Genomic DNA, 25,051 nt, shown 5'->3' with positions numbered 1-25,051 from the left:
GGCAGATGGATGCGCAGGGAAGCGTCGCGCTCGTGACCGGTGGGGCCTCGGGGCTCGGGCGGGCGAGCGCCGAGAGGCTCGTCGAGGCCGGGGCACAGGTGGTGCTGCTGGACCTTCCGGGCTCCGCCGGGGAGGAGGCCGCCGCCGAGCTGGGTGACACCGCGCGCTTCGTGCCGGGGGACGTCACCGACGAGGAGCAGGTCGGCGCCGCCGTGGCGCTCGCCCGGTCCCTCGGACCGCTGCGGATCCTGGTCAGCTGCGCCGGGATCGTCAGCGCCCGCCGCCTCGTGGGGCGGTCCGGGCCGATGCCGATGGCGGAGTTCGAGCGGGTGCTGCGGGTGAATGTGCTCGGCACCGTGACCGTGATGCGCCTGGCCGCCCAGGCGATGGCCGAGGAGCCGCTGGACGGCGAGGAGCGCGGGGTCATCGTGAACACCGCCTCCGTCGCCGCCTTCGACGGCCAGATCGGGCAGACGGCCTATGCGGCATCGAAGGCCGCGATCGCGGGGCTCACCCTCCCGGCCGCGCGGGAGCTGGCCGACGCGCGGATCCGGGTGATGGCGATCGCGCCGGGCACCTTCGAGACCCCGATGATGGCCGGGCTCGGGCAGGAGGTGCGCGACTCGCTCGCCGCGCAGGTCCCCCACCCCCGCCGGCTCGGCAGGCCGGCCGAGTTCGCGGCGCTCGTGCACCACATCATTGAGAACCCGATGCTGAACGGCGAGGTCATCCGGCTGGACGGGGCGATCCGGATGGCGCCGCGATGAGCGGCGAGGAGTCGGGCGTCGAGGAGCTGGTCCTCACCGCGCAGCACGGGCACGTGCGGGTGATGACCCTGCACCGGCCGGAGGTGCTGAACGCGATCGACGACGCCCTCGCGACCGCGCTCGGCGACGCGGTGGCGGAGGCCGAGGAGGATCCCGGCACCCGGGTGCTCGTGCTCACCGGGGCCGGGCGCGCGTTCTGCGCCGGCATGGACCTGAAGGCCTTCGCCCGCGGGGAGGGCGCGCACTCCCGCACCCGACCGGAGCGGGGCTTCGCCGGAGTGGTCGCGCATGCGATCGCGAAGCCGGTCATCGCGGCGGTGAACGGTCCGGCCGCCGGGCTCGGGGCGGAGCTCGTGCTCGCCGCGGACCTCGCGATCCTCGACCCCGCGGCGCAGCTCGCACTGCCCGAGGTGCGGCGCGGGCTGCTCGCCGCGGCGGGCGGGGCGATGCGCCTCATCCAGCAGATGCCCGAGAAGATCGCGATGGCGCACCTGCTCACCGGGGAGCCGATCACGGCGGCCGACGCCGCGAGGTGGGGCCTGGTCACCGCCGTCAGCGCACCGGGCGCCGTGCTCGAGGAGGCGCTCGACCTCGCGCAGCGGATCGCGGCGAACGCACCGCTGGCGGTCGCCGAGACCGTGCGGCTCGCCCGCGCCTCGGCGCAGGCGGACACCTGGGACCAGGAGGCCTGGGCGAGGAGCCGTGCGGCGCAGGAGCGGGTGTTCGCCAGCCGTGATGCCGCCGAGGGTGCGGCGGCGTTCGCGCAGAAGCGGGAACCGGTGTGGCGCGGGGAGTAGCCGCGGGGACGCGCCCGCCGACGGCGCTGGATGACGCGCCGCGCCCGACGTATACTTGAAATCTCAATCATCTCGAGCAGGAGAGCGCAGCGCACATGAGCATCGATCCGCAGGCCGTCACCTTCGGTCTGGACACCTTCGGCGACGTCGCGGTGGACCTCGAGGGCGCGCCCGTGTCCTCCTCGCAGGTGATCCGAGACATCATCGCGCAGGGCGAGCTCGCCGATCAGGTGGGCATCGACCACTTCTCGATCGGGGAGCACCACCGCCCCGACTTCGCCGTCTCCGCCCCGGACATGGTGCTCGCAGGCCTCGCCGCGCGCACCGAGCGGATCACGCTGGGCACCGCGGTGATCGTGCTGAGCTCGGACGACCCGCTGCGCGTGGTCGAGCGCTTCTCCACCCTGGACGCCCTCTCGAACGGGCGGGCGGAGCTGACGGTGGGCCGCGGCTCGTTCACCGAGTCCTTCCCGCTGTTCGGCTTCGCGATGCAGGACTACGAGACCCTCTTCGAGGAGAAGCTCGACCTGCTCGTCAAGGCCCTCTCCCGTGAGCCGATCACCTGGTCCGGGACCACCCGCGCGCCGCTGAAGAACCAGGCGCTGTACCCGCCGCTGGAGCGGGAGCTGCCCACCTGGGTCGCCGTCGGCGGCAGCCCGAACTCGGTGGTGCGCACCGCCCGGCACGGCCTGCCCCTCATGCTCGCGATCATCGGCGGCCCCGCCGAGCGCTTCGCCCCCTACGCGGACCTCTTCCACGAGGCGAACCGCAAGCTCGGCAATGCCCCGCTGCCCGTCGGCGTCCACTCCCCCGGCCACATCGCCGCGGACGACGCGACCGCCCGCGAGCAGCTCGCCCCGCATTGGATCCACAACCGCAACGAGATCGGGCGCGAGCGCGGCTGGGGCCCCTCGGGCATCGCCGAGTTCGACGGCGAGTGGCACCACGGCTCGCTCTACGCCGGCTCCCCGGAGACCGTCGCCCAGAAGATCGCCGCCACGATCCGCACCCTGGGCCTGGACCGCTTCGACCTGAAGTACGCGAGCGGCCCCATGCCCCACGAGCAGCTCATGGAGTCGATCCGGCTGTACGGCACCGAGGTGATCCCGCGGGTGCGCGAGCTGCTGGCTGAGGCGCCGGAGGGCGAGGAGCCGGGCTCCGCCTTCGACGAGGCCTGAGCGGCGCGGACCCGGCCAATAGGTCCTGTGGTCAGCCCCGCCGTCAGAGCACGGGGTCCTCGAGCATCATCGAGCGCAGGCGCAGCTCCGCCTCCGCCCGGGTGATCCCGACGCGCAGCTCGTGCGCGAGCGGGCGGGCTCGGGCGTGGGCGTCGGGGCTGATCAGTGGCGGCAGCCCGCCGCCGGTGACCTGCACCCGCACGGGGATCCCCAGCGGCTCCTCCAGGCCGGGCAGGACGGTCGCGAGAGTGCCCGGGATCGTCTCGCGGTAGCGGGGATCGGCGAAGTTCGCGAGCGCCTCGCGGAACGCGTTGACGTCGATGTGCACCCACGGCGCGCACAGCAGCGCCGCCTCCTCTCCGCGGACGGGGAAGCGCAGGATGGCGGTGACGTAGGCGTCCGTGGACCGGCCGTTGTCGATCAGGCACAGGGTCTCCTCCAGGCGGGTCCTCAGGATCCGGTCCCAGGGATCCATCCGCAGGAACGCCTCCGGGGCGGGGAACTCGAGCAGCGGCCAGGGGCTCGCGGGCGTGCCGTCGTGCTCCTCGTGATGCTCCCCGCAGGTCTCGCAGTCGAAATCGATGCCGGTCATCGTGGTGCTCCTCCCCGTCGGCGGCGCTCTGCCACCCGTGGGCCCACCGTAGGGAGCACGATGCGCTCCCCGCCCGGGGAGGGCGCCGAGTGTGGACGGCGCCGCGTTGTGGAGGAACGGTCGCAGGGCGCGGGACTCGTACGATGGATCGGGACCGGAGACGTGGACGGGAAGGGGGCGCGGGATGCAGGAGGGCGGGATCCGCACCCTCGGCGCCGAGGAGGCGCGCGCGGCCCGGGCGGCCCACGAGGAGCGGGCCGATGCGCTGACCGCCGCGCATCGCGCGCGGAAGCAGCGCGGCGAGAAGCATCCCGTCGAGGACTTCCTGTTCACCTACTACCCCTTCTCCCCCGCTCGGCTGCGCCGCTGGCACCCGGGATGGCGGACCGCCTACGAGGCGTCGGCCGATGTCGGCCCGGACGGCGCCCCCGCGATCCCGGACGTCGACGAGGCGGGCCGGAGGTCCTGGTATCTCGACGAGCCTGGGAACGTGGACGGCGGCTCCGTGCTGCGGCGCGCGGACGTGCACCGCTATGTCACCGAGCGGGCCGATGCGCGGTCCTTCATGACGCGCCTGCTGCGCGCCTCGACGCTCACCCGGCGCCGGCCCGAGTTCGGCTGCTTCGGGCTGCACGAGTGGGCGATGGTGCACGGGCTGCGGCCTGGCCAGCAGCGCCACGAGGACCTGCCGCTGCGCCTCACCCAGGCCGAGACCGATCAGGTCGTGGAGCGGGAGAACCTCCTCTGCTCGCATCTGGACGCGTTCCGCTTCTTCACCCCGTCGGCCGCGCCGCTCAACAGCCTCACCCCCACCCGCGCGACCCAGGTCGACAACGACAACCCCGCGTGCCTGCATGTCGGGATGGATCTGTACAAGTGGGCCATGAAGCTCACGCCGCTCGTGCCCTCGGACCTGGTGCTGGACTGCTTCGAGCACGCGCGGGAGACGCGGGTGCTGGACATGGAGGCGAGCCCCTATGACGTCCGGCCGCTCGGCTACGGGGTGGTCGCGATCGAGACCCCGGCCGGGAAGGCCGAGTACGTGCGGCGCCAGCGCGCCCTCGCCCAGCGCGCCGACGCGCTCCGCGAGCGGCTGCTGGCCGAGCTCGAGGGGCTCCCCCAGGTCACTGCCCACGGCGCGGTGTGAGGCGGGCGGCGTGAGCGCGGATGAGTCGAGGGTGCTGTACGTCGCACGGCCGGCGCCCTGGGTGCGGGCCGTGACACTCGGGGTGGGAGTGCTCGTGGTGCTGATCCTCGGCGCGACCTCGCTCGCGGTGCTCGGCTCCGATCCCGGCTCCCCGCTCGCCCGGGCAGCGGCGCTGCTGCTCGTCCTCCCCTCCGCGCTCGCCGTCGCCGTCCTCATCGGCCTCGGTCAGCGGATGCGGTTCACCGTGACCACCGCCGGAGTCCTGATCCGCACCATGTTCCGCACCCGCCGCATCCCCTGGGAGCAGATCGCACGCATCGAGGTCGACACCGGATGGGTGCACCAGGGTCAGACCGTGGCCGTGCTCCATGACGGCCGTCGGATCCGTGCCCCGATCACTGAGGCCCGCTCCGCCATGCGCAGGGGCGAGAGCACCTGGGACCACGGCCCCGATCTCACCGCTCCCGCTCGTCCCACCCGGGCCGCGATCGACGCCCACCGCCGCTGGCTGCGCGGGGAGTTCGCAGGATCACGCTGAGCGGAGCGTCGGCCGGTCCTGGCAGACTGGACCCCATGCCGATCCTGACCCCGTTCCTGCCCGATGCCTCCTCCGAGACCGGTCAGGACGCGATCGTCGACGGATTCGTCGCAGCCCAGGAGTCCGTCGGCCGCACCCTCTACCCCCACCAGGAGGAGGCGCTGCTGGCGATCGCCGCCGGCGACCACGTCATCGCCGCGACCCCCACGGGCTCGGGGAAGACCACCATCGCGTACTCCGCGATCTTCGCCGCCATGGCCCGCGGGCAGCGCTCCTACTACACCGCCCCCATCAAGGCGCTGGTGAGCGAGAAGTTCTTCGACCTCGTCGCCCAGTTCGGCGCCGAGAACGTGGGCATGATGACCGGTGACTCGGCCGTGAACCACGACGCCCCGATCATCGTGTGCACCGCCGAGATCTTCGCCAACCACGCCCTGCGCGACGGGCCCGGCTCCGACGTCGGCCTCGCGGTGATGGACGAGTTCCACTTCTACGGCGACCCGCAGCGCGGCTGGGCCTGGCAGGTGCCGCTGATCGAGCTGCCCGACTGCCAGTTCGTCCTCATGAGCGCGACCCTCGGCGACGTCACCCCGTTCGTCGAGGACCTCGAGGAGCGCACGGACCGGGTCGTGAGCGTCATCGACGACGCCCCGCGCCCGGTGCCGCTGGACTTCCGCTGGTCGCTGGACCCGCTGCCGGACACGATCGCGACGATCCTCGAGGACCGCGACGCCCCGGTGTACATCGTCCACTTCACCCAGAAGGACGCGCTCGAGCAGGCCCAGGCGCTGCAGGGGCAGAAGATCCTCACCACTGAGGAGAAGGAGCGGATCCGCGAGCTCATCGGCGACTTCCGCTTCTCCAAGGGCTTCGGGCAGATCCTCTCCAGGCTCGTGCGCGAGGGCATCGGCGTGCACCACGCCGGGATGCTGCCCAAGTACCGGCGCCTGGTGGAGAAGCTCGCGCAGTCCGGGCTGCTGAAGATCATCTGCGGCACCGACACCCTGGGCGTCGGCATCAACGTGCCGATCCGCACCGTGCTGCTGACGGGACTGGCGAAGTTCGACGGCAAACGGATGCGCCTGCTGAACGCGCGCGAGTTCCACCAGATCGCCGGCCGCGCGGGTCGCGCCGGATTCGACACCGTCGGCCACGTCGTCGTGCAGGCCCCGACCTGGACCATCGAGTTCGAGAAGGAGCGGGCCAAGCAGCGGGCGCGCGAGGAGGCAGGCAAGGCCCCCAACAATGCCAAGAAGCGCAAGAAGGAGCCAAAGCCCCGCATCCCCGAGGGCGCGGTGTCCTGGTCCGAGGCGAACCTCACCAAGCTCGTCGAGAACCCGCCCGAGACCCTGCGCCCCCACCTGCGCATCACCGCCTCGATGGTGCTCGCCCTCATCGCCCGGCCCGGCGACGCGATCGCCTCGGGCCGGCACCTCATCATGACCAGCCACCAGACCCCCTCCCAGAAGTTGGCCCTGGTCCGCCAGGCGGTCGAGATCTTCCGCGGTCTGCGCGACGCCGAGATCGTCCAGGTGCTGCCCGAGCCCGACCACCTGGGCCGGCGCTTCGCCCTGGTCGAGGACCTGCAGCTGGACTTCACGATGAACCAGCCGCTCGCCCCCTTCGCGATCGCGATGATCGACTCGCTGGACGAGGAGTCCGAGACCCTCACCCTGGACACCGTCTCGATCATCGAGGCGATCCTCGAGGACCCGCGCCAGATCCTGCTGGCGCAGCAGAACGCCGCCAAGGGCGAGCTGCTCGCCGAGCTGAAGGCCGACGGCGTCGAGTACACCGAGCGGATGGCGCGGCTGGACGAGGTCACCTGGCCGAAGCCGCTCGAGGAGGACCTCGAGGCGGCGCTCGAGATCTACGCCCGCACCCGGCCCTGGGTGCGCGCCGAGGACCTCTCCCCCAAGTCCGTGGTCCGCGAGATCTACGAGACCGGACAGACCTTCAGCGAGTTCGTGCAGCGCTACGGCCTGCAGCGCTCCGAGGGCATCGTGCTGCGCTACCTCTCCGACGCCTACCAGGCGATGCGCCGCACCATCCCCCAGGACTTGCGCACCGAGGAGCTCGAGGACCTCGTGGAGTGGCTGGGCGTGCTGGTGCGCGGCATCGACTCCTCGCTGCTGGACGAGTGGGAGGCCCTCACCCACCCCGAGGACGCCGACCCCGACGGCGCCTCCGAGATCCGGCCGACGAGCCCGCGCGGCCTGTCGGCCCAGACCAAGGTGCTGCGCACGATGGTGCGCGCCGCGATGTGGCAGCGGGTGGAGCACTTCGCCTTCGAGCGCGAGGAGCGCCTCGCCGAGCTCGACGGCGCCTCCGGCTGGGACCGGGCGCGCTGGGCCGAGGCGATGGACGAGTACTACGACACCTACGACCACGTGGGCATCGACGGTCCCGCCCGCTCACCGCAGCTGCTGCAGATCACCGAGGAGTCGAGGATCTGGCGGATCCGGCAGGTGCTCGACGACCCCGACCGGAACCACGACTGGGCGATCGAGGCAGAGCTCGACCTCGAGGCGACCGACGAGGCCGGGGAGCCGGTCCTCGCCCTCACCCACGTGGGGGACATCGCCTCGCGGTGAGGCCCACCCGTTCGGCGCACAGCCCCTCCACCGCGGCGCAGGCCTCCTCGAGGCTCGCGCCGCGTGCGACCGCGGCACCGACGAGGAACGCGGAGATCGGCGCCATGGAGCGCTGCACCCCCTCGGCGACGGCCCCGGTCATGAGGTGGACGCGGTCCACGTCGAGGTCGACGCCGCCGACGTCGAGCTCCTCAGCGGTGCGTCGCATCCACGGCAGCAGGTCGCTCTCCCAGTCGGCCTGCTGGGTCACCGGCGGTCTCGAGGACATCAGAACTTCACCTTCTCCCATCCGCGCCGCTCGGCCTCCTTGCGGGGGTCCTTGCTGCGATAGACGATGTAGGGCCTGGTCAGATAGCCGACCGGGGCGGCGAACACGTGGACCAGTCGGGTGAACGGCCACACGGCGAACAGCAGCAGCGCCGAGAGGACATGCAGCTGGAAGAACAGCGGCGCCTCGGACATCAGCGCGGTGGAGGGCTGGAAGGTCCAGAACTGGCGGAACCAGATCGAGACGCCCTCGCGGTAGTCGTAGTCGCCGAAGGTGGTGTGCACGAGCGTGGCGAGGACGCCGAAGAGGATCGTCGACGACAGCAGCAGGTACATGATCTTGTCGCCCACCGTGGTCGCGCCGAACACGCGGGTGTTCGTGCGGCGGCGGTAGAGGAGGATCAGCAGACCGCCGACGCAGGCCACCGCGGCGGCCAGGCCGACGATCACCGCCATCAGGTGGTACATGTGATCAGAGATGCCCAGGAACCTGGTCCAGGACTTCGGGATCCCGAGCCCGACGACGTGCCCGAGGAAGATGCCGATGATCCCGAAGTGGAACATCGGCGAGCCGATCGACAGGAGCTTGGACTCGTAGATCTGGCTCGAGCGGGTCGTCCAGCCGAAGCGGTCGGTGCGGAAGCGCCAGATGTGCCCGAGCACGAACACCGCCAGCACCATGTACGGCAGCACCACCCACAGCAGCAGGTCGAGGGTCGAGGCGTCGTTCATCGGGGTCGTCCTCTCAGAAGGTCCAGGGGAACCGGTCCGGGGGCCGCAGCCCCACCGCCGCAGGAGTCCGGGAGGCCCGCGGCGGCGGTCTGGCCGAGCAGGTCCGAGGCGTCGCCCTCCAGGCCTCCGTAGCCGTCCAGGCCCACCGTCTCCTCCTCGGGTCCCTCCGCCGCGAGGCGCAGCACTGCCTCGCGGTCGTCGGCGTCCAGCGGCGGGAGGGTCGCGCACAGGGCCGCCAGCGCGCCGTGCCACGGGGAGTCGATCTCCTCGAGATGCAGGCGCAGCAGCTCGACACCGGGGCGGTTCTGGCGCAGGATCTTCGCGCCCCGCTCGGGGTCGTGCCCGGCGGCGAACTCGAGCACGACGGGCAGGTGGTCGGGCAGCTCCTGGTCGCCGATCTCCAGGCCCGCGGCGCGGAAGTCCTGCTTGATGCGCAGCAGCGCCATCCCGCGGCGGCGGGTGTCGCCGTGGCTGAAGTAGGTCAGGTGCAGGCAGCCCCGACGGCGGGTGTCGAAGGTGTCGACGTACTTCTCCTGCAGGGCGAACGGGTCCAGCGTCCGCACTGCGTCGAGGGACCGGGCGAGGGGCGTGCGCACAGGGTCCGGCAGGTCCTCGATCAGGGTGTCGAGGTCGCCGAGCCGGGCGCGCATCTCCTCGTCGGGGTAGCCGAGCAGCCAGGAGACGGCGAGCCACGTGATGCGTAGCTCCGGCAGGTCGAGTCCGGAGGCATGCAGGAGATCCTGCGGGGAGCGGGCGGGGTGCGAGCGCGGAGAGGTTGCCGGGGCGCTCGAGCTCGGCGCGTCCCGTCGGCCGAGGAGCCTGGCCAACGCGCCCATCAGGCGCTCCCGGCCGACGGGGCGGGGAAGAGACCGTCGGGCCGTCCTCTCCCGTCCCAGTTCAGCAGGTTGATGCGCACTCCGGCAGGGCGCTCAGGGCCGTTCTCCTGGCGCTTGGTGGAGTAGCCGGGCCCGGACATCCCCAGCGACTCCTCCGGCAGGGACATGCCCATGCCGGGGCCGCCAGGGCTGTTCAGCGGGCAGTCGGTCCCGATGCCCTCGAGGTCGTGGGCGGACTCGTGATGGCCGACGGGGATGACGTAGCGGTCCTCGTACTTCGCGATCGCGAGCAGCCGGTACATCTCCTCCATCGACTCGCCGTCCATGCCGACGGCGTTGGCGATCCCCTCGCGCGGTGCCTTGCCGAGATTGATGTCGCGCATGTACGAGCGCATCGCGGCCATGCGGTACAGGACCCGCTCGACAGTGGGCACGTCACCGGCGGAGAAGAGGTTCGCGAGGTACTCCACGGGGATCCGGAGCGCGTCGATCGCGGCGAAGAGGTTCTCCGCGTCCTCGGCGTCGTAGCCGGTGTCGCGGACCACGTCGACCACCGGGGAGAGCGGCGGGATGTACCAGACCATCGGCATGGTGCGGTACTCCGGGTGCAGCGGGAGCGCGACCTCGTACTCCTTGATCAGCCGGTAGGTCGGGGACCTCTGCGCAGCCAGCAGCCAGCCGTGCGGGATTCCGGCCTGCCGCGCGCCCTCGATCACCTCGGGGTCGTGGGGGTCCAGGATCAGGTCGCGCTGGGCCTCGTAGAGGCCCTTCTCGTCCGGGGTGGAGGCGGCGGCGGTGACCCGGTCGGCGTCGTAGAGGACCAGGCCGATGTAGCGCAGGCGCCCCACGCAGGTCTCGGCGCAGACGGTCGGCTCGCCCTGCTCGATGCGGGGATAGCAGAAGGTGCACTTCTCGGCCTTGCCGGTGCTGTGGTTGAAGTAGATCTTCTTGTAGGGACAGCCGGTGATGCACATGCGCCAGCCGCGGCAGCCGTCCTGGTCCACCAGGACGATCCCGTCCTCCTCGCGCTTGTAGATCGCGCCCGAGGGGCACGAGGCGACGCACGTGGGGTTCAGGCAGTGCTCGCAGATGCGGGGCAGGTAGAACATGAAGGTCTGGTCGAACTCGAACTGCACCTTCTCCTCGATGCCCTTCAGCATCGGATCCTTGTCCTTGTGCAGGTAGGTGCCCCCGAGGTCGTCGTCCCAGTTGCCCGACCACTGGATCTGCGTGCGCTCCCCGGTGATCAGAGACTTCGGCGGGGCGGTGGGGATGTTCGGCGAGTTCGCGGGGGCGCTGAGCAGCTGGTCGTACTCGTAGGTCCAGGGCTCGTAGTAGTCCTCGATGCCGGGCAGGCGCGGATTGGAGAACAGCTGCAGCAGCTTGGTCAGGCGCCCGCCCGCGCGGGGCTTCAGCCGGCCGCTCCCGGTGAGCTCCCAGCCGCCCTTCCACCTCTCCTGGTCCTCGTACCCGCGCGGGTACCCCTGGCCGGGCCGCGTCTCGACGTTGTTGAACCAGATGTACTCCGTGCCGGTGCGGTTGGTCCACGCCTGCTTGCAGGTCACCGAGCAGGTGTGGCAGCCGATGCACTTGTCGAGGTTCATCACCATCGACATCTGGGCCATCACTCGCATGTCGCGCTCCTCGTCTCCGGGCCGTGGTTCAGTACTCGACCGGGGCGGTGCGCCTGCGGATCATGGTGACCTCGTCGCGCTGGTTCCCGGTCGGGCCGTAGTAGTTGAAGGCGTAGGACAGCTGCCCGTAGCCGCCGATGAGGTGGGAGGGCTTGAGCATGATGCGCGTCAGCGAGTTGTGGATGCCGCCGCGCATCCCGTCCCTCTCGGTCAGGGGCACGTTGACCGTGCGGTCCTGGGCGTGGTGCATGAACGCGGTGCCGCGGGGCATGCGGTGGGAGACCACCGCCCGGGCAGCCACGACGCCGTTGCGGTTCACGGCCTCGATCCAGTCGTTGTCCGTGATGCCCACGGCCTCCGCATCCTCCACGCTCATCCAGATCGTCTGGCCGCCGCGGGAGAGGTTCATCATGAAGAAGTTCTCCATGTACATCGAATGGATCGCCCACTTGTTGTGCGGGGTCAGGTAGCGCACGGAGATCGCGGTGCCGCCGGCGTCCTTCTCCCCCAGCGGCGTCTCGCCGAACAGTGCGGTCATGTCCAGCGGGGGGCGGAACACCGGCAGCGCCTCCCCCATCTCCAGCAGCCAGTCGTGGTCGAGGTAGAAGTGCTGGCGGCCGGTGAGGGTGTGCCAGGGCTTCTTCCGCTCGACGTTGATCGTGAAGGGGCTGTAGCGGCGACCACCGGTTTCGGAGCCCGACCACTCCGGGCTCGTGATCACCGGGACCGGGGCCGCCTTGGTGTCGGCGAAGTGGATGCGCTTGCCCTCGTTCTCGGCGGCGAGGTCGTGCAGGTGCACGCCCGTGCGCTTCTCGAGGGTCCTGAACCCCTCGGTGGCCATGTGCCCGTTGGTCGTGCCGGACAGACCCAGGATGAACTCGCAGGCCTGCAGGTCGGTCTCGAGCTTCGGGCGCCCGGCCGCGGGGCCGTGGCGGTGGATACCGTTGAGCCTCCCGAGCTCCTCGACGTACTGCGTGACGTCGTACGTGATCCCCTTGGTGGTCATGCCGAGCTTCTCGAGCAGCGGGCCGATCGAGGTGAACTTGGCGTGGATCTGCGTGTAGTCCCGCTCGACCTGCACCAGGGTGGGCATGGTCAGCCCCGGCACCGGCTCGCACTCCCCCTTCTTCCAATCGCGCACCCGGCCGTGCGGCGTGGCGAGCTCGCCGGGCGTGTCGTGCTGGAGCGGGAAGGCGACCACGTCCTGGCGGGTACCCAGATGGGTCTCGGCCAGCTCGCTGAAGCGCTTCGCGATCGACGCCCAGGTCTCCCAGTCGGTGTGGACCGTCCCCGGTTTGGTGGATAGTTGGGGTAAGTCGTGATTCCTTTCTGAACTGAAAGGAAGTCGTGATGGGTTCGACGAGGAGATCGTTCACGGAGGAGTACAAGGCGTCCGCGGTAGGCTTGGTCCTGGATGATGGCCACAGCATCGCCGAGACCGCCAGGAATATCGGCGTGCACGAGATGACGTTGGGTAAATGGGTGAAGAAGGCGCGTGACTCGAGCGGGAAACGTCCCGAGAAGCCACTGTCAGAGAGCGAACGCGAGGAACTGATCCGGCTTCGGGAGGAAGTCAAACACGCCCGCATGGAGGCGGAGTTCGCAAAAAAAGTAGCGTCCTGGTTCGCGAAAGACCAGCGGTGAAGTACGCCGCGATCGCGGACTGGGCTGACCGTGACGAGTATCCGGTGGATTTCATGTGCAAGCAGTTGGCCGTGTCGCCCTCCGGGTTCTATGCCTGGCGTGGCCGGGGGCCCAGCCCACGCGATCAGGACAACGATCGCCTGTTGGCGATCATCACCGAGGCCTACCGGCGGCTGCGCGGCAACCCTGGTGTTCGACGGATCCATGCCGAGCTGTGCGCCCTGGGCGAACGGGTCGGCAAGAATCGCGTCGCTCGCCTCATGCAGGCCGCCGGGCTGCGCGGACGCCACCCCCGTGCCTGGAAGCGCACGACCACCAGCGGCCCGGACCCGGCGCCGGCCCCAGACCTGATCGGGCGCGACTTCACAGCCGAGCGGCCGAACCAGAAGTGGTGTTCCGATATCACCTACATCAAGACCTGGAACGGCTGGGCGTATCTGGCCATAGTCATCGACCTGCACTCCCGAGCCGTTGTGGGCTGGGCACTGGCCGACCACATGCGCACCGACCTTGTCATCGAGGCACTGACGCTGGCTATCGCGCGCCGCCGGCCACCGGCCGGAATCATCTTTCACAGCGACCGCGGGTCTCAATTCACATCGGCCGAATTCGCCACGTACTGTAAGGACCACCACATCCGGCGTTCCGTGGGTCGCACCGGGGATTGTTTCGACAACGCCGTCGCCGAGTCCTTCTTCGCGACCTACAAAAAGGAACTCATCCACACCCGCCCCTGGGTAAACCTGTCCACATTGCGGAAAGAGACCTTCACCTGGATCGAACACTACTACAATAGACAGCGCCGCCATTCACACCTGGGATACCTCACCCCAGCCGAATGGGACAAAGGACATCGCACACTCACAGGAATCGCAGCCTAAACCACACTCCGAAAAATCGGGGACACTCCAGTGCGCGACTCCCAGGGGTTGGAGATGGCGGGGTTGAAGGAGTGGATGAAGGGATGCATGTCCGTGGTCGAGAGGTCGTGCTTCTCGTACCAGGTGGCGGCCGGGAGGACCACGTCCGAGTGCAGGGTGTGGCTGGTCATGCGGAAGTCCAGCGTGAGCATCAGATCGATCTTCCCAATGGGCGCCTCGTCCCGCCAGCGCACGTCCCGCGGGCGAAGGTGCTCCGGGGTCTCCTCCTCGGTGGCGGCGGAGTCCACGCCGAGCAGGTGGCGGAAGAAGTACTGGTCGCCCTTGGCGGAGGAGCCCAGCGTGTTCGCCCGCCAGATCGACCAGATCTTCGGCTGGTTCTGCGGGGCGTCCGGATCCTCCGCGGCGAAGCTGATCGTGCCCTGCTTGAGCTGCTCGACCAGATACGGGATCGTCTCCTGCCCCGCCTCGGCGGCGCGGTCGGCGACCTCGAGGGGGCTGATGTCGAACTGGGGGAAGAAGGGCTGCCAGCCCAGGCGCTGGGACAGGGCGACCGCGTCGGCCGTGGTGGTGCCCGCGAAGCGGCCCGCACCGGTGGTCGCGGCGAGGGTGTCCGCGCCGAAGCGGTCGTAGCGCCACTGATCGGTGTGCATGTACCAGTAGGTGGTCTGGGTCATCTGCCGTGGCGGGCGGGACCAGTCCAGGGCGTTGGCGAGGTGGAGCCAGCCGGTGATCGGGCGGACCTTCTCCTGACCGACGTAGTGTGCCCAGCCGCCGCCGTTCACTCCCTGCGTGCCGCAGAGGTTCGTGAGGGTCAGGAAGGAGCGATAGATGGTGTCCGAGTGGAACCAGTGGTTCGTGCCGGCGCCCATGATGATCATCGAGCGGCCGCCCGAGTCGATCGCGTTCTGCGCGAACTCGCGGGCGATGCGGGCGGCGGCGACGCCGGGCACGCCCGTGATCGCCTCCTGCCACGCGGGGGTGTACAGCGCGTCGGCGTCGTCGAGGCCTCGCGCCCACGCACCGGGCAGGCCCTCGCGCCCGACGCCGTACTCGGCCAGCAGCAGGTCGAACACGGTGGTGACGATCCGGCCGTCGAGGCGGCGCACCGGGACGCCGCGCACCACGTCGCCGCGGCCTCCCTGCCCGGCGGTGTCGAAACGAGGCAGCAGCACCTCGGCCACGTCCTCGTGATGGCCCAACAGCGTCAGCGCCGGGTCGAGGTCGCCGAGCTCGAGGTTCCAGCGACCCTCCCCGTCGGCCGAGTAGCGGTGGCCGAGGGTGCCGTCCGGGACCACGACCCCGCCGGTCGCGCGGTCGAACACCATGGGCTTGAAGTCGGCGTGCTCGGTGGCGGCCTCCGCGGTGCGGTGCTCCCCCGCCTCGCTCGCGACGAGGAACTTGCCGGGCACGAGCGAGCCGTCCTCCCGCTGCTCGAGCTGCACGAGGAAGGGAAGGTCGGTGTACTGGCGCGCGTAGGCCTCGAAGTACGGCACCTGCTGCTCGACGTAGAACTCGCGCAGGATGGTGTGGCCCATCGACATGGCCAGCGCCGCGTCGGTGCCGGGGTGCGGGGCGAGCCACTCGTCGGCGAACTTCACCGACTCGGCGTAGTCGGGGGCGACGGAGATGACCTTCTGGCCGCGGTAGCGGGCCTCCGCCATCCAGTGCGCGTCCGGGGTGCGGGTCAGCGGCACGTTCGAGCCCCACATGATCAGGTAGGCCGCATCCCACCAGTCCCCGGACTCGGGCACGTCCGTCTGGTCCCCGAAGACCTGCGGGGAGGCGGGCGGGAGGTCCGCATACCAGTCGTAGAAGGACAGCATGGAGCCGCCGATCAGCTGGTGGAAGCGCGCGCCGGAGGAGAAGGAGACCTGGCTCATCGCAGGGATCGGGGAGAAGCCCGTGGCCCGGTCGGGGCCGTACTCCTTGACGGTGTGCACGTACGCGGCGGCGACCATCTCGACGGCCTCGTCCCAGGAGGCGCGCACCAGGCCGCCCTTGCCGCGGGCGCGCTTGTAGCGCATGGCCTTCTCGGGGTCGGAGACGATCGCTGCCCAGGCCGCCACGGGGTCGTGGTCCGGGGTCCTCGCCTTCTCCTCGCGGAACATGCGCAGAAGCTCGGAGCGCACATAGGGGTATCGCACGCGCGTGGGCGAGTATGTGTACCAGGAGAAGGAGGCGCCCCGGGGGCAGCCGCGCGGCTCGTACTCGGGCTTGTCGGGGCCGGTGGAGGGATAGTCGGTCTCCTGGGACTCCCAGGTGATCACGCCGTCCTTGACGTACACCTTCCAGGAGCAGGAGCCGGTGCAGTTCACGCCGTGCGTGGAGCGGACCACCTTGTCGTGGCTCCAGCGCTCGCGGTAGAAGGAGTCGCCGCTGCGCCCGCCCACGCGGTGGGTCTCGCGGTTGTCCTCGGTGATCCGCTCGGAGCGGCTGAACATCTTCCGCGCCCCGATGAGCGCGTCGAACAGGGGATTGTCCATGCCCGGGGCGGTGCCCCGCTGCGGTTCACCTGCCGACGGAGCGGTGCGGTCCTGGATGCTCATCGGGTCTCCTCCATGGACGAGGTACGGGCGCCGCGTGCGACGAAGAGGGTCACGACGACCGCGCCGAGGGTGGCGGCCAGCAGCAGGCCGATGCCGATCGAATAGCTGCCGGACGCGGCGTACACGGCGGCCATCACCAGTGGCGGGACGAAGCCTCCGAGGCCGCCTGCGGCGCCGACGAAGCCGGTGACCGAACCGACCACGGACGGGTCGGAGGTCTGGGAGACCAGGGCGAACACCGCGCCGGAGCCGAGGCCGAGGCCGGCGGCCATGAGGATGTAGGCGAGGGTGCCCACCGGCATCAGCTCGGGCTGGAAGGTGAGGATCAGTGCCGCGACCGCGACGGCGGTGTAGGAGATCAGCAGGGTCCGGGCGGCACCGAGGCGGTCCGAGAGGGTGCCGCCGAGGGGGCGCATGATCACGGCGACGATCACGAAGCCGGCCATCCGGAAGGAGGCGTCGGCCGCCTCGAGCCCGTACCAGGTCTGCAGCATCGTGGGCAGGAAGACGGAGAAGGCGACGTAGCCGCCGAAGGAGAGGGCGTAGAGGTAGCAGGCCTGCCAGGTCACGGTGAGCTTCATGACCGCGAGCGACTGGGCGACGATGCTGCGCCGGGACGGGGACCAGCCGGGGGCGTTCTTCATGAACAGCCAGGCGATCGCCGCGTAGGTCACGAGCGCGACGGAGGTGAGGACGAAGGGCGCCCGGTCCCCCACCGAGTTCACGAGCGGCACCGTGGTGAAGGCGCTGATCGCCGTGCCGCCCATGCCGACGCCGTAGATGCCGGTGGCCATGCCGCGCTTGGAAGGCGGGAACCAGGCGTTCACGAAGGGCATGCCGATCGCGAAGGTGGTCCCGGCGATGCCGAGGAAGAAACCGCCGATCAGAAGCGTGGGATAGGTGTACTGGCCCGCGAATCCCAGGAAGAGCACCGGGATCACGGTCAGCAGCGAGACGATGGGGAACATCAGGTGACCGCCGAAGCGGTCAGAGAGCGCGCCCACCACGATGCGCCCGAGCGAACCGACGAGGACGGGGATCGCGACGATCAGCGAGGCGTCGGCCACGATGCCGCGCTCGACGTACACCGGACCGAGCGGGCTGAGCAGCGCCCACGCCCAGAAGTTGACTCCGAAACCGAGGGTGACCAGGAACAGCGCCCGCCAGGCGCCGGGCTGGACGGTCTCGGCGGCGGGGGTGGCAGACGCGGCGGATGCGGACGGGGTCATCATCGACTCTCCTCGCTCAGGAGCGGACGCGAGGGTCGAGCACTGCCCGATGATGCACCGCGGAGGTGGGGTGGCACCTCATCAGGGTCCTCGGCCCGTGAGGCCACCCTAGGGGACTTCGGTCCCCGCGGACGCGCTATCGGGGAAACGGGTCTGAAAATTCGACGGAAATCCGGAGGAAGAGTGCCGGACGTCGCCTGCGGGACGCACTGTGCACATAGGTGCGCAGAGAAGTGCACGAAAAAGCGCCGACGGTGCTCCGGCCGTCCTGGCCCGGCTCCCGTCGGCGCTCCCCCGCGCAGCGGGGCGAGGCGTCGTCCTCCGTCAGTCGTCCGCGTCGAGCTCCAGGTCGACCATGAGCTCCTGTGCGATGGTCTCGAGCGCGTCGCGCACGTCGGCCTCGTCGCGGTCGCCGGGCAGGCGCAGCTCCGCCTCGGCCTCGAAGAGCATGCCGCCGCCCTCGGGGGCCTCACGGGTCCAGGAGCGCAGGCCGTCGATGGTCGCGCCCTGGGAGCGCAGGGCGGTGGTGACCTCGCGGACCATGCCGGTGCGGTCCTGACCGAGCAGGTGCAGGCGCAGGGCGCGGGAGGGGGCGCCGTCCGCCGCGGCGGCGGGCTCGGCGGCGGAGGCCTCGACCTGCAGGCCCACCTCGTCCTCGAGGGCGGCCAGGGCGACGAGGAAGTCCTCGACGCCGTCGTCCGGCAGGTCGACCTGCACGATGCCGGCGAACTTGCCGGCGAGCAGGGCGAGCTGAGAGTCCACCCAGTTGCCGCCGTGTTCGTCCACGGCGGAGGCGAGGGCGGCGACCAGGCCGGGACGGTCATTGCCGATGGCGGTCAGAACGTAGGTCGTCATGGGCACAGACTAGCTTCCCGGGCCCGGTCAGACGCCCGACTTGTACAGCCCGTAGGTGTACGCGTCGTAGATCGCCTCCCAGGAGGCCTCGATGACGTTCGGGCCGACGCCGACGGTCTGGAACTCGAGACCTCGCCCGGAGGTGCGCACGAGCACGCGGACCGTCGCGTCGGTGCCGTGGTGCGCGTCCAGGATGCGCACCTTGAAGTCGCGCAGCTCGAACTCGTCGACCTCGGGGTGGCGCTCGCGCAGCGCCTCGCGCAGGGCGAGGTCCAGGGCGTTGACGGGGCCGTTGCCCTCGGCGATCGCGACCTTCCGCTCGTGCTCGCCCTCGGCGTCGCTGCGCAGCTTCACGGTCGCCTCGGTCTCCAGCGTGCCGTCGCGGCCGAGCTGCGAGGTGGCGCGCCACGACTCGACGGTCGAGTAGCTGGGGACCTGGCCGAGCTCGTCCAGCAGCAGCAGCTCGAAGGAGGCGTCGGCCGCCTCGTAGGAGTAGCCCTCCGCCTCACGCTGCTTGACCGTCGCGGCGAGGCGCGAGAGCAGCTCGGGCTCGCCCGCGAGGTCGAAGCCGAGCTCGCGGCCCTTGAGCTCGATGGAGGCGCGGCCGGCCATGTCGGAGATGATCATGCGCATGTCGTTGCCGACCTCGCGCGGATCGGTGTGCTGGTACAGGTCCGGATCCACACGGATCGCGCTCGCGTGCAGCCCGGCCTTGTGGGCGAAGGCGCTCGCGCCGACGTAGGGGGCGCGGGTGGTGACCGGCATGTTCACGATCTCGCCGATCGCGTGGGAGATGCGGGTGGTCTCTGCGAGCGTCTCGGCGGGCACGAGGTCCATGCCCATCTTCAGCTGGAGATCCCCCATGAGGGTCACGAGGTCGGCGTTGCCGGTGCGCTCCCCGTAGCCGTTCACGCAGCCCTGGACGTGGGTGATCCCGGCGCGGACGGCGGAGATCGCGTTGGCGACCGCGCAGCCGGTGTCGTTGTGGGTGTGGGCGCCGAGCCGGGCGTCCCCTGCCCCGGCGGTCTCGAGCCGAGCGGAGAGGTTCTCGATGATCTCGGTGACCTGGTGCGGGAGCATCCCGCCGTTGGTGTCGCAGAGCACCAGCACGGCGGCGCCGGCTTCGTGGGCGGCGACGAGCACGGAGGTGGTGTAGTCCGGATCGTGCAGGAAGCCGTCGAAGAAGTGCTCGGCGTCGAGGATCACCTCGCGGCCAAGGCCCACGAGATAGGAGACCGTGTCGGTCACCATGGCGAGGTTCTCCTCGGCCGTGGTGCGCAGCGCCCCGGTGACGTGGCGCAGATCGGACTTGGCGACCAGGGTGATGGTCGGCGTCCCGGCCTCCACGAGCGCGGCGACCTGAGGATCCTCCTCGACGGCGGCTCCGGCCTTGCGGGTCGCGCCGAAGGCGGCCAGGCGCGCGTGCGTCAGCTGCAGCTCGGTGCGGGCGCGCTGGAAGAACTCGGTGTCCCGCGGGACGGCGCCGGGCCACCCGCCCTCGATGTAGGTCACGCCCAGCTCGTCGAGGTGACGGGCGACGGCGAGCTTGTCGGTGACCGACAGGGTCAGCCCCTCCTGCTGGGAGCCGTCGCGCAGGGTCGTGTCGTAGAGGTGGAACCCGGGGATCTCCGCAGTGGGCGTGGTCGGTCCGGTCGCGTCGGTCATCGTCGTCCTTCCCTCACACCAGTCGGGTCAGCCAGCCGTGGCGGTCCGGGATCCGGCCGTACTGGATGTCGGTGAGCTCTTTGCGCAGGGCCAGGGTGGACTCCCCGGAGCCGCCGTCGCCGACGGTCACGGAGCCGTGCTTGGAGCGGAACTCGCCGATGGGGTTGATGACCGCGGCGGTGCCGCAGGCGAACATCTCGGTGATCTCCCCGGCCTTCAGCTGCTCCTCGATCTCGCTCATCACGAGCTTCTGCTCGTTGACCTCGAGCCCGCGGTCCTGGGCCAGCTGCAGGATCGACAGGCGGGTGACACCCTCGAGGATCGAGCCGCTCAGGGACGGGGTGAGCAGGCGGCCGTCACGGGTGATGGCCACGACGTTCATGCCGGAGAGCTCGTCGATGCTGGTGTGGGTCTCGGAGTCCAGGAACAGGACCTCGTCGGCCCCGTTCTCTGCGGCCTCGCGCTTGCCCAGCAGGGAGCTGGCGTAGTTGCCGCCGCACTTGGCCGCGCCGGTGCCGCCCTGGCCCGCCCGGGCGTACTCGTCGGTGATCCACACGACCAGCGGCTGCACACCGCGGGGGAAGTACGGACCGGCCGGGGAGGCGATGACGTAGTAGTCCACGACATGGCTCGCGCGCACCCCGAGGAACTCCTCGGAGGCGAACATGAACGGGCGCAGGTACAGCGACTCCTCGCTGGTGGCCTCGGGCACCCAGGGCTCGTCGGCCGCGACGACGGCCTTCAGCGAGGTCAGGAAGTCCTCCTCCGGCAGCTCCGGCAGGGCCAGGCGCCGGGCCGAGCGCTGCATGCGCGCGGCATTCGCCTCGGGACGGAAGGTCCACACGGAGCCGTCGGCGTGGCGGAAGGCCTTCAGGCCCTCGAAGATCTCCTGGCCGTAGTGGAGCACCGCCGCGGCTGGCGAGAGCTGCAGCGGGCCGTAGGGGACGACCTCGTCGGATCCCCAGCCCTCACCCTCGGTCCAGCGCGCACGAGCCATGAAGTCCGTGTAGTGCTGGCCGAAGCCGGGGGCGGAGAGGATGCGGGCGCGCTCGTCGTCGCCCACGCGACGGGTCGTGCTGGTCTGGGGGAAGGCGAGTGCGCTCACAGGGATCTCCTCGATAGAAGGTGGCGGGGTCAGTCTGTCAGGTGCGTGCTCAGCGCACGGAGCCGGGGGCCGTGCCGGCGATCGCGGCCACCAGGTCGTCCCCGGTGCGGACCGTGCCGCGGGAGGCGAGCGAGGGATCGGCGGCGCGGGCCGCGAGGTCGTTCTCGACCGCGGCGCGCACGGCCGCGGCCGGCTCGACGTGGCCGAGGTGGTCCAGCAGCAGCGCGACCGAGAGCACGGTCGCGGTCGGATCGGCCTTGTCCTGCCCGGCGATGTCGGGGGCCGAGCCGTGCACGGGCTCGAACATCGAGGGGAACGCGCCGGTGGGGTTCACGTTGCCGCTCGCGGCCAGGCCGATGCCGCCGCCGATGGCGCCGGCGAGGTCGGTGACGATGTCGCCGAAGAGGTTGTCGGTGACGATGACGTCGAAGCGGGACGGGTCCTGGACGAGGTAGATCATCATCGCGTCGACGTGGGCGTAGTCCACCGCGACCGAGGGGTACTGCTCCCCCACCTTCTCCACGATGCGGCGCCACAGGTGACCGGCGTGGACGAGCACGTTGTGCTTGTGGACCAGGGTCAGCTTCCCGCGGCGGGCCGCGGCCTGCTCGAAGGCGTAGCGGACCACGCGCTCGACGCCGACGGCGGTGTTCAGGGACACCTCCGTGGCGACCTCCAGGTCGGTGCCGGTGCGCATCGAGCCGCCGTTGCCGACGTACGGGCCCTCGGTGCCCTCGCGGACCACGAGGAAGTCGACCTCGCCCGGATCCGCGAGCGGCGTGGCGACGCCCGGGAAGAGTCGGGTGGGGCGCAGGTTCACGTAGTGGTCGAAGCCGAAGCGCAGCTTCAGCAGCAGGCCGCGCTCGAGCACGCCCGAGGGCACGCCGGGATCGCCCACGGCGCCGAGCAGGATCGCGTCGTGCTCGGCCAGGGCCGCCATGTCCTCGTCGGTGAGGGTCTCGCCGGTGCGGTGCCAGCGCCCCGCGCCGAGATCGAAGTCGGTGGTCTCGACGGTCACGCCGGCGGGCTCGAGGGCGGCCCGCAGGGCGCGCAGGCCCTGGGGGACGACCTCCTTTCCGATGCCGTCGCCCTCGATGACGGCCAGGCGCAGGGTGCTGGGAGCAGGAGCGGTGGTGCTCATGGGTGGTTCCTTCGGGATGGGGGTCAGTAGACGAGGTCGACGGTGTGGATCGAGTGCGCGTCGATGCGCTCACCGATGCTCACCGCCAGCTCGCGGTCCACGGAGCTGTCGAGGTTCAGCACGACCAGGGCCTCGGAGCCCGGGGCGCTGCCCGCGCGGGAGACCTGCATGCCCGCGATGTTCACGCCGGCCTCGCCGAGCCGGGCACCGTACAGGCCGATCAGGCCCGGACCGTCGGCGTAGCGGATCAGCAGCAGGTGGTCGCTGAGCGGGACGTCCAGCGGGTGCTTGCCGATCTGGACGAGCTTGTGGGACTGCTCGACGCCGCTGAGGGTGCCCTCGACGGAGACGACGTGTCCGCTGCGCAGGGTGCCGCGGATGGCGATCACGTTGCGGAAGCGGTCGGAGGTCTCGTCGGTCAGGAGCTGCACGCGGATGCCGCGCTCCTCGGCGAGGACCGGGGCGTTGACGTAGCTGACCTGCTCGGTGACCACGGAGCGGAAGATGCCGCGCAGGGCGGAGAGCTTCAGGGCGGTGACGTCGCGGGTCGCGATCTCGCCGCGCACCTCGATCTCCAGCAGCTCCGGGGACTCGGAGGCGAGCGCCGTGAACAGCTGGCCGAGGCGGTCGGCGAGGGCCACGCCCGGGCGGACCAGGTCGTCGATCGCACCGCCCGCGACGTTGACCGCGTCGGGCACGAGCTCGCCGGCGAGGGCGAGCCGCACGGACTTGGCGACGGCGACACCGGCCTTCTCCTGCGCCTCGGCGGTGGAGGCGCCGAGGTGCGGGGTGAGGGTGACATTGTCGAGCTCGAGCAGCTTCGAGGCGGTCTCGCTGCTGGCCGGCGGCTCGGAGGTGTAGACGTCCAGCGCCGCCGCGGCGATCTGCCCGGTGGTCAGCGCGGTGTACAGCGCCTCCTCGTCGATGAGGCCGCCGCGGGCGGCGTTGACGACGTGGAGGGTGGGCTTGGCGAGCGCGAACTGCTCGGCGCCGATGAGGCCGGTGGTCTCGGGGGTCTTCGGCATGTGGACGGTGACGATGTCCGACTCGCGCATGAGCTCGTCGAGCTCGACCACGCGGGCGCCCAGCTCGGCGGCGCGGGTGTGGTTGACGTAGGGGTCGTAGGCGAGCAGCTCGACGCCGAAGCCGGCGAGGCGCTCGGCGACCAGCTGGCCGATGCGGCCGAAGCCGACCACGCCCACGGTCTTGCCCAGCAGCTCGACGCCGGTGAGCTGCTTGCGCTCCCACTTCCCGGCCTTCACCGAGGCGTCGGCGCGGGCGAGGTTGCGCAGCGAGGCGAGGATCAGAGCGACCGCGAGCTCCGCGGCGGAGGTGATGTTCGAGGTGGGGGCGTTGATCACCATGACACCCGCGGTGGTCGCGGCCGGCAAGTCCACGTTGTCCAGGCCCACGCCCGCACGGGCGACGACCTTCAGCTGCTTGGCGGCGGCGTAGACCTCCGCGTCGACCTGGGTGGCGGAGCGGACCAGCAGGGCATCGGCCTCGGCCACTGCGGCGAGCAGCGCGGGGCGGTCGGTGCCGTCCACGCTGCGCACCTCGACGTCGGGTCCGAGGACCTCGACGGTGGCGGGCGACAGCTCCTCAGCGATGAGCACGACAGGACGCGTCACGGAATCTCCTCCGGTGCGGATGGTGGTCGTCGCTCACGCCCTCGGGGGCGACGGGGTCAGGGACAGAGTAGCCCGGTGTCCGCCATGCGGGAACGAGGGTCACGATCCGAGACTGCAGATGTGGAGCGGCGGCGGGGGCCCCGGCCGATGAGCCGGGTGCCCCCGCCGCCGCTCGAGGTGTGCGAGGCGCGGTGCGCGGGATCAGCGCGCGGCGCTGCCCTCGACGTAGTCGGCGTCGACCGACTGGGCGCTCCACGCGAACATCTTGCGCAGGTCCTTGCCGACCTTCTCGATCGGGTGCTCGGCCTCCTTGGCGCGCAGCTCCTGGAACTCCTTCGCGCCGTTGTCCTGGTCCTCGATGAACCGCTTGGCGAAGGCGCCGGTCTGGATGTCGGAGAGGATCTCCTTCATGTCGGCCTTGGTCTGGTCGGTAACCACGCGCGGGCCGGAGACGTAGTCGCCGTACTCCGCGGTGTCGGAGATCGACCAGCGCTGCTTGGCGATGCCGCCCTCGTTCATGAGGTCGACGATGAGCTTGAGCTCGTGGAGAACCTCGAAGTAGACGATCTCGGGCTGGTAGCCGGCCTCGGTGAGGGTCTCGAAGCCCGCCTGGACGAGGTGGCTCATGCCGCCGCACAGCACGGCCTGCTCGCCGAAGAGGTCGGTCTCGGTCTCCTCGGTGAAGGTGGTCTTGATGACGCCCGCGCGGGTGCCGCCGATGCCCTTGGCGTAGGAGAGGGCGAGGGCCCAGGCGGAGCCGGTCGCGTCCTGCTCGACGGCGACGATGTCCGGGATGCCACGGCCGGCGACGAACTCGCGGCGCACGGTGTGGCCGGGGGCCTTCGGGGCAATCAGCAGCACGTCGACGCCGGCGGGGAGCTCGATGTAGCCGAAGCGGATGTTGAAGCCGTGCGCGAAGGCGAGCGCCTTGCCCTCGGTGAGGTTCGGCTGGATCGACTCGGCGTAGACCTTCCGCTGATCCTGGTCGGGGGTGAGGATCATGATGAGGTCGGCCCACTCGGAAACCTCGGCGACGGTGCCGGTGGTCAGGCCCTCCTCCTGAGCCTTGGCGGCGGACTTCGAGCCCTCGCGCAGGCCCACGCGGACCTCGACGCCGCTGTCGCGCAGGTTCAGCGCGTGGGCGTGGCCCTGCGAGCCGAAGCCGATGACCGCGACCTTCTTGCCCTGGATGATGGACAGGTCGGCGTCGTCGTCGTAAAAGATCTCAGCCACGATGTGCTCCTTCGGTGGTTGCGTGCGGGCGTCGGATCC

Annotated in this window: 20 protein-coding genes and 2 pseudogenes; 8 read left to right on the top strand and 14 right to left on the bottom strand. The window is 70.7% G+C overall.

Going from position 1 to position 25,051, the window contains the following annotated elements; translation table 11 throughout:
* Positions 1–5: 5 nt before the first annotated feature.
* The 3 genes from HNR70_RS04965 to HNR70_RS04955 all read left to right on the top strand — a co-directional run bounded on the left by HNR70_RS04965 (position 6) and on the right by HNR70_RS04955 (position 2,742).
* Positions 6–767, top strand: coding sequence for an SDR family NAD(P)-dependent oxidoreductase (locus HNR70_RS04965; protein WP_184324677.1), 762 nt, complete (start codon positions 6–8; stop codon positions 765–767).
* Positions 764–1,564 carry an enoyl-CoA hydratase-related protein gene (locus HNR70_RS04960; protein WP_184324676.1) on the top strand — a complete coding sequence of 267 codons (801 nt, stop codon included), beginning with the start codon at positions 764–766 and terminating at the stop codon, positions 1,562–1,564. Before HNR70_RS04965 ends, HNR70_RS04960 begins: the two co-directional genes overlap by 4 nt.
* 95 nt (positions 1,565–1,659) lie before the next feature.
* On the top strand, positions 1,660–2,742 hold the full coding sequence (locus tag HNR70_RS04955) for an LLM class flavin-dependent oxidoreductase (RefSeq protein ID WP_184324675.1): 1,083 nt from the start codon (positions 1,660–1,662) through the stop codon (positions 2,740–2,742).
* 43 nt (positions 2,743–2,785) lie between these two features.
* Here HNR70_RS04955 and HNR70_RS04950 read toward each other — a convergent pair whose 3' ends face one another.
* A complete protein-coding gene (locus tag HNR70_RS04950; RefSeq protein WP_184324674.1) occupies positions 2,786–3,334 on the bottom strand; it encodes a DUF2199 domain-containing protein in 549 nt (182 codons plus the stop codon).
* Between the two features lie 184 nt (positions 3,335–3,518).
* Between HNR70_RS04950 and HNR70_RS04945 the strand changes: the two genes are divergently transcribed.
* Genes HNR70_RS04945 through HNR70_RS04935 form a run of 3 tightly spaced genes read left to right on the top strand, consistent with a single transcriptional unit; the run spans position 3,519 to position 7,613 of the window.
* The gene (locus HNR70_RS04945; RefSeq protein ID WP_184324673.1) at positions 3,519–4,481 is read left to right on the top strand and encodes a 3-methyladenine DNA glycosylase; all 963 of its coding nucleotides are present in this window, start codon (positions 3,519–3,521) and stop codon (positions 4,479–4,481) included.
* Between the two features lie 10 nt (positions 4,482–4,491).
* On the top strand, positions 4,492–5,019 hold the full coding sequence (locus HNR70_RS16375; protein ID WP_184324672.1) for a PH domain-containing protein: 528 nt from the start codon (positions 4,492–4,494) through the stop codon (positions 5,017–5,019).
* A gap of 35 nt (positions 5,020–5,054) precedes the next feature.
* Complete coding sequence (locus tag HNR70_RS04935) at positions 5,055–7,613, top strand: DEAD/DEAH box helicase (protein ID WP_184324671.1); 2,559 nt, start codon at positions 5,055–5,057, stop codon at positions 7,611–7,613.
* Here HNR70_RS04935 and HNR70_RS04930 read toward each other — a convergent pair.
* From HNR70_RS04930 to HNR70_RS04910, 5 genes and pseudogenes are all read right to left on the bottom strand, one after another.
* A complete protein-coding gene (locus HNR70_RS04930) occupies positions 7,582–7,881 on the bottom strand; it encodes a DUF6457 domain-containing protein (protein ID WP_184324670.1) in 300 nt (99 codons plus the stop codon). The genes HNR70_RS04935 and HNR70_RS04930 overlap by 32 nt on opposite strands.
* Positions 7,881–8,612, bottom strand: coding sequence for a respiratory nitrate reductase subunit gamma (gene narI / locus HNR70_RS04925; RefSeq protein WP_184324669.1), 732 nt, complete (start codon positions 8,610–8,612; stop codon positions 7,881–7,883). The genes HNR70_RS04930 and narI overlap by 1 nt, the downstream gene beginning before the upstream one ends.
* Entirely contained in the window at positions 8,609–9,448 is an 840-nt protein-coding gene (gene narJ / locus HNR70_RS04920) for a nitrate reductase molybdenum cofactor assembly chaperone (RefSeq protein ID WP_184324668.1), read from the bottom strand. The genes narI and narJ overlap by 4 nt, the downstream gene beginning before the upstream one ends.
* Positions 9,448–11,082: a nitrate reductase subunit beta gene (narH, locus tag HNR70_RS04915; RefSeq protein ID WP_184324667.1), complete on the bottom strand. Its 1,635-nt coding sequence runs from the start codon at positions 11,080–11,082 to the stop codon at positions 9,448–9,450. Before narH ends, narJ begins: the two co-directional genes overlap by 1 nt.
* Before the next feature lie 28 nt (positions 11,083–11,110).
* Positions 11,111–12,367 (bottom strand): annotated as a pseudogene (locus HNR70_RS04910) (molybdopterin dinucleotide binding domain-containing protein); the annotation flags it as partial.
* A 65-nt stretch (positions 12,368–12,432) separates the two neighbouring features.
* On the opposite strand from HNR70_RS04910, the gene HNR70_RS15575 reads away from it, so the two are divergent.
* Complete coding sequence (locus HNR70_RS15575; RefSeq protein ID WP_221421070.1) at positions 12,433–12,726, top strand: transposase; 294 nt, start codon at positions 12,433–12,435, stop codon at positions 12,724–12,726.
* On the top strand, positions 12,723–13,607 hold the full coding sequence (locus HNR70_RS04905) for an IS3 family transposase (RefSeq protein WP_221421069.1): 885 nt from the start codon (positions 12,723–12,725) through the stop codon (positions 13,605–13,607). Before HNR70_RS15575 ends, HNR70_RS04905 begins: the two co-directional genes overlap by 4 nt.
* A gap of 29 nt (positions 13,608–13,636) precedes the next feature.
* Here HNR70_RS04905 and HNR70_RS04900 read toward each other — a convergent pair.
* The 8 genes and pseudogenes from HNR70_RS04900 to ilvC all read right to left on the bottom strand — a co-directional run.
* A pseudogene (locus HNR70_RS04900) lies at positions 13,637–16,153 on the bottom strand (nitrate reductase subunit alpha); the annotation flags it as partial.
* Positions 16,150–17,382, bottom strand: a complete 1,233-nt coding sequence (locus tag HNR70_RS04895; RefSeq protein WP_184324666.1) for a nitrate/nitrite transporter — start codon at positions 17,380–17,382, stop codon at positions 16,150–16,152. The pseudogene HNR70_RS04900 and the gene HNR70_RS04895, both read right to left, overlap by 4 nt.
* Before the next feature lie 324 nt (positions 17,383–17,706).
* Entirely contained in the window at positions 17,707–18,237 is a 531-nt protein-coding gene (locus HNR70_RS04890; RefSeq protein ID WP_184324665.1) for a glycine cleavage system transcriptional repressor, read from the bottom strand.
* A 27-nt stretch (positions 18,238–18,264) separates the two neighbouring features.
* The gene (gene cimA / locus HNR70_RS04885) at positions 18,265–19,902 is read right to left on the bottom strand and encodes a citramalate synthase (RefSeq protein WP_184324664.1); all 1,638 of its coding nucleotides are present in this window, start codon (positions 19,900–19,902) and stop codon (positions 18,265–18,267) included.
* Positions 19,903–19,915: 13 nt separating this feature from the next.
* Positions 19,916–21,007 carry a branched-chain amino acid aminotransferase gene (locus HNR70_RS04880; RefSeq protein WP_184324663.1) on the bottom strand — a complete coding sequence of 364 codons (1,092 nt, stop codon included), beginning with the start codon at positions 21,005–21,007 and terminating at the stop codon, positions 19,916–19,918.
* A 49-nt stretch (positions 21,008–21,056) separates the two neighbouring features.
* Positions 21,057–22,148, bottom strand: coding sequence for a 3-isopropylmalate dehydrogenase (locus HNR70_RS04875; protein WP_184324662.1), 1,092 nt, complete (start codon positions 22,146–22,148; stop codon positions 21,057–21,059).
* Positions 22,149–22,171: 23 nt separating this feature from the next.
* The gene (gene serA / locus HNR70_RS04870; RefSeq protein ID WP_184324661.1) at positions 22,172–23,779 is read right to left on the bottom strand and encodes a phosphoglycerate dehydrogenase; all 1,608 of its coding nucleotides are present in this window, start codon (positions 23,777–23,779) and stop codon (positions 22,172–22,174) included.
* Between the two features lie 201 nt (positions 23,780–23,980).
* Positions 23,981–25,012: a ketol-acid reductoisomerase gene (gene ilvC / locus HNR70_RS04865; protein WP_184324660.1), complete on the bottom strand. Its 1,032-nt coding sequence runs from the start codon at positions 25,010–25,012 to the stop codon at positions 23,981–23,983.
* Positions 25,013–25,051 lie beyond the last annotated feature (39 nt).

It is taken from the genome of Brachybacterium aquaticum (genome assembly GCF_014204755.1).
In the GTDB taxonomy this organism is placed as follows: domain Bacteria; phylum Actinomycetota; class Actinomycetes; order Actinomycetales; family Dermabacteraceae; genus Brachybacterium; species Brachybacterium aquaticum.
The sequence above is the reverse complement of the archived record's forward strand: the minus strand, read 5'-3'. Positions and strand labels throughout refer to the sequence as shown.

What these genes read in the sequence shown, in the direction of transcription:
- HNR70_RS04930 (WP_184324670.1), bottom strand. Translation starts at nt 7,881, where the DNA reads ATGTCCTCGAGACCGCCGGTGACCCAGCAGGCCGACTGGGAGAGCGAC.
- HNR70_RS04955 (WP_184324675.1), top strand. Translation starts at nt 1,660, where the DNA reads ATGAGCATCGATCCGCAGGCCGTCACCTTCGGTCTGGACACCTTCGGC.
- narH (WP_184324667.1), bottom strand. Translation starts at nt 11,082, where the DNA reads ATGCGAGTGATGGCCCAGATGTCGATGGTGATGAACCTCGACAAGTGC.
- cimA (WP_184324664.1), bottom strand. Translation starts at nt 19,902, where the DNA reads ATGACCGACGCGACCGGACCGACCACGCCCACTGCGGAGATCCCCGGG.
- HNR70_RS04935 (WP_184324671.1), top strand. Translation starts at nt 5,055, where the DNA reads ATGCCGATCCTGACCCCGTTCCTGCCCGATGCCTCCTCCGAGACCGGT.
- HNR70_RS04875 (WP_184324662.1), bottom strand. Translation starts at nt 22,148, where the DNA reads ATGAGCACCACCGCTCCTGCTCCCAGCACCCTGCGCCTGGCCGTCATC.
- narI (WP_184324669.1), bottom strand. Translation starts at nt 8,612, where the DNA reads ATGAACGACGCCTCGACCCTCGACCTGCTGCTGTGGGTGGTGCTGCCG.
- HNR70_RS04950 (WP_184324674.1), bottom strand. Translation starts at nt 3,334, where the DNA reads ATGACCGGCATCGATTTCGACTGCGAGACCTGCGGGGAGCATCACGAG.
- HNR70_RS04895 (WP_184324666.1), bottom strand. Translation starts at nt 17,382, where the DNA reads ATGACCCCGTCCGCATCCGCCGCGTCTGCCACCCCCGCCGCCGAGACC.
- narJ (WP_184324668.1), bottom strand. Translation starts at nt 9,448, where the DNA reads ATGGGCGCGTTGGCCAGGCTCCTCGGCCGACGGGACGCGCCGAGCTCG.
- HNR70_RS04945 (WP_184324673.1), top strand. Translation starts at nt 3,519, where the DNA reads ATGCAGGAGGGCGGGATCCGCACCCTCGGCGCCGAGGAGGCGCGCGCG.
- HNR70_RS04965 (WP_184324677.1), top strand. Translation starts at nt 6, where the DNA reads ATGGATGCGCAGGGAAGCGTCGCGCTCGTGACCGGTGGGGCCTCGGGG.
- HNR70_RS15575 (WP_221421070.1), top strand. Translation starts at nt 12,433, where the DNA reads ATGGGTTCGACGAGGAGATCGTTCACGGAGGAGTACAAGGCGTCCGCG.
- HNR70_RS04960 (WP_184324676.1), top strand. Translation starts at nt 764, where the DNA reads ATGAGCGGCGAGGAGTCGGGCGTCGAGGAGCTGGTCCTCACCGCGCAG.
- HNR70_RS04890 (WP_184324665.1), bottom strand. Translation starts at nt 18,237, where the DNA reads ATGACGACCTACGTTCTGACCGCCATCGGCAATGACCGTCCCGGCCTG.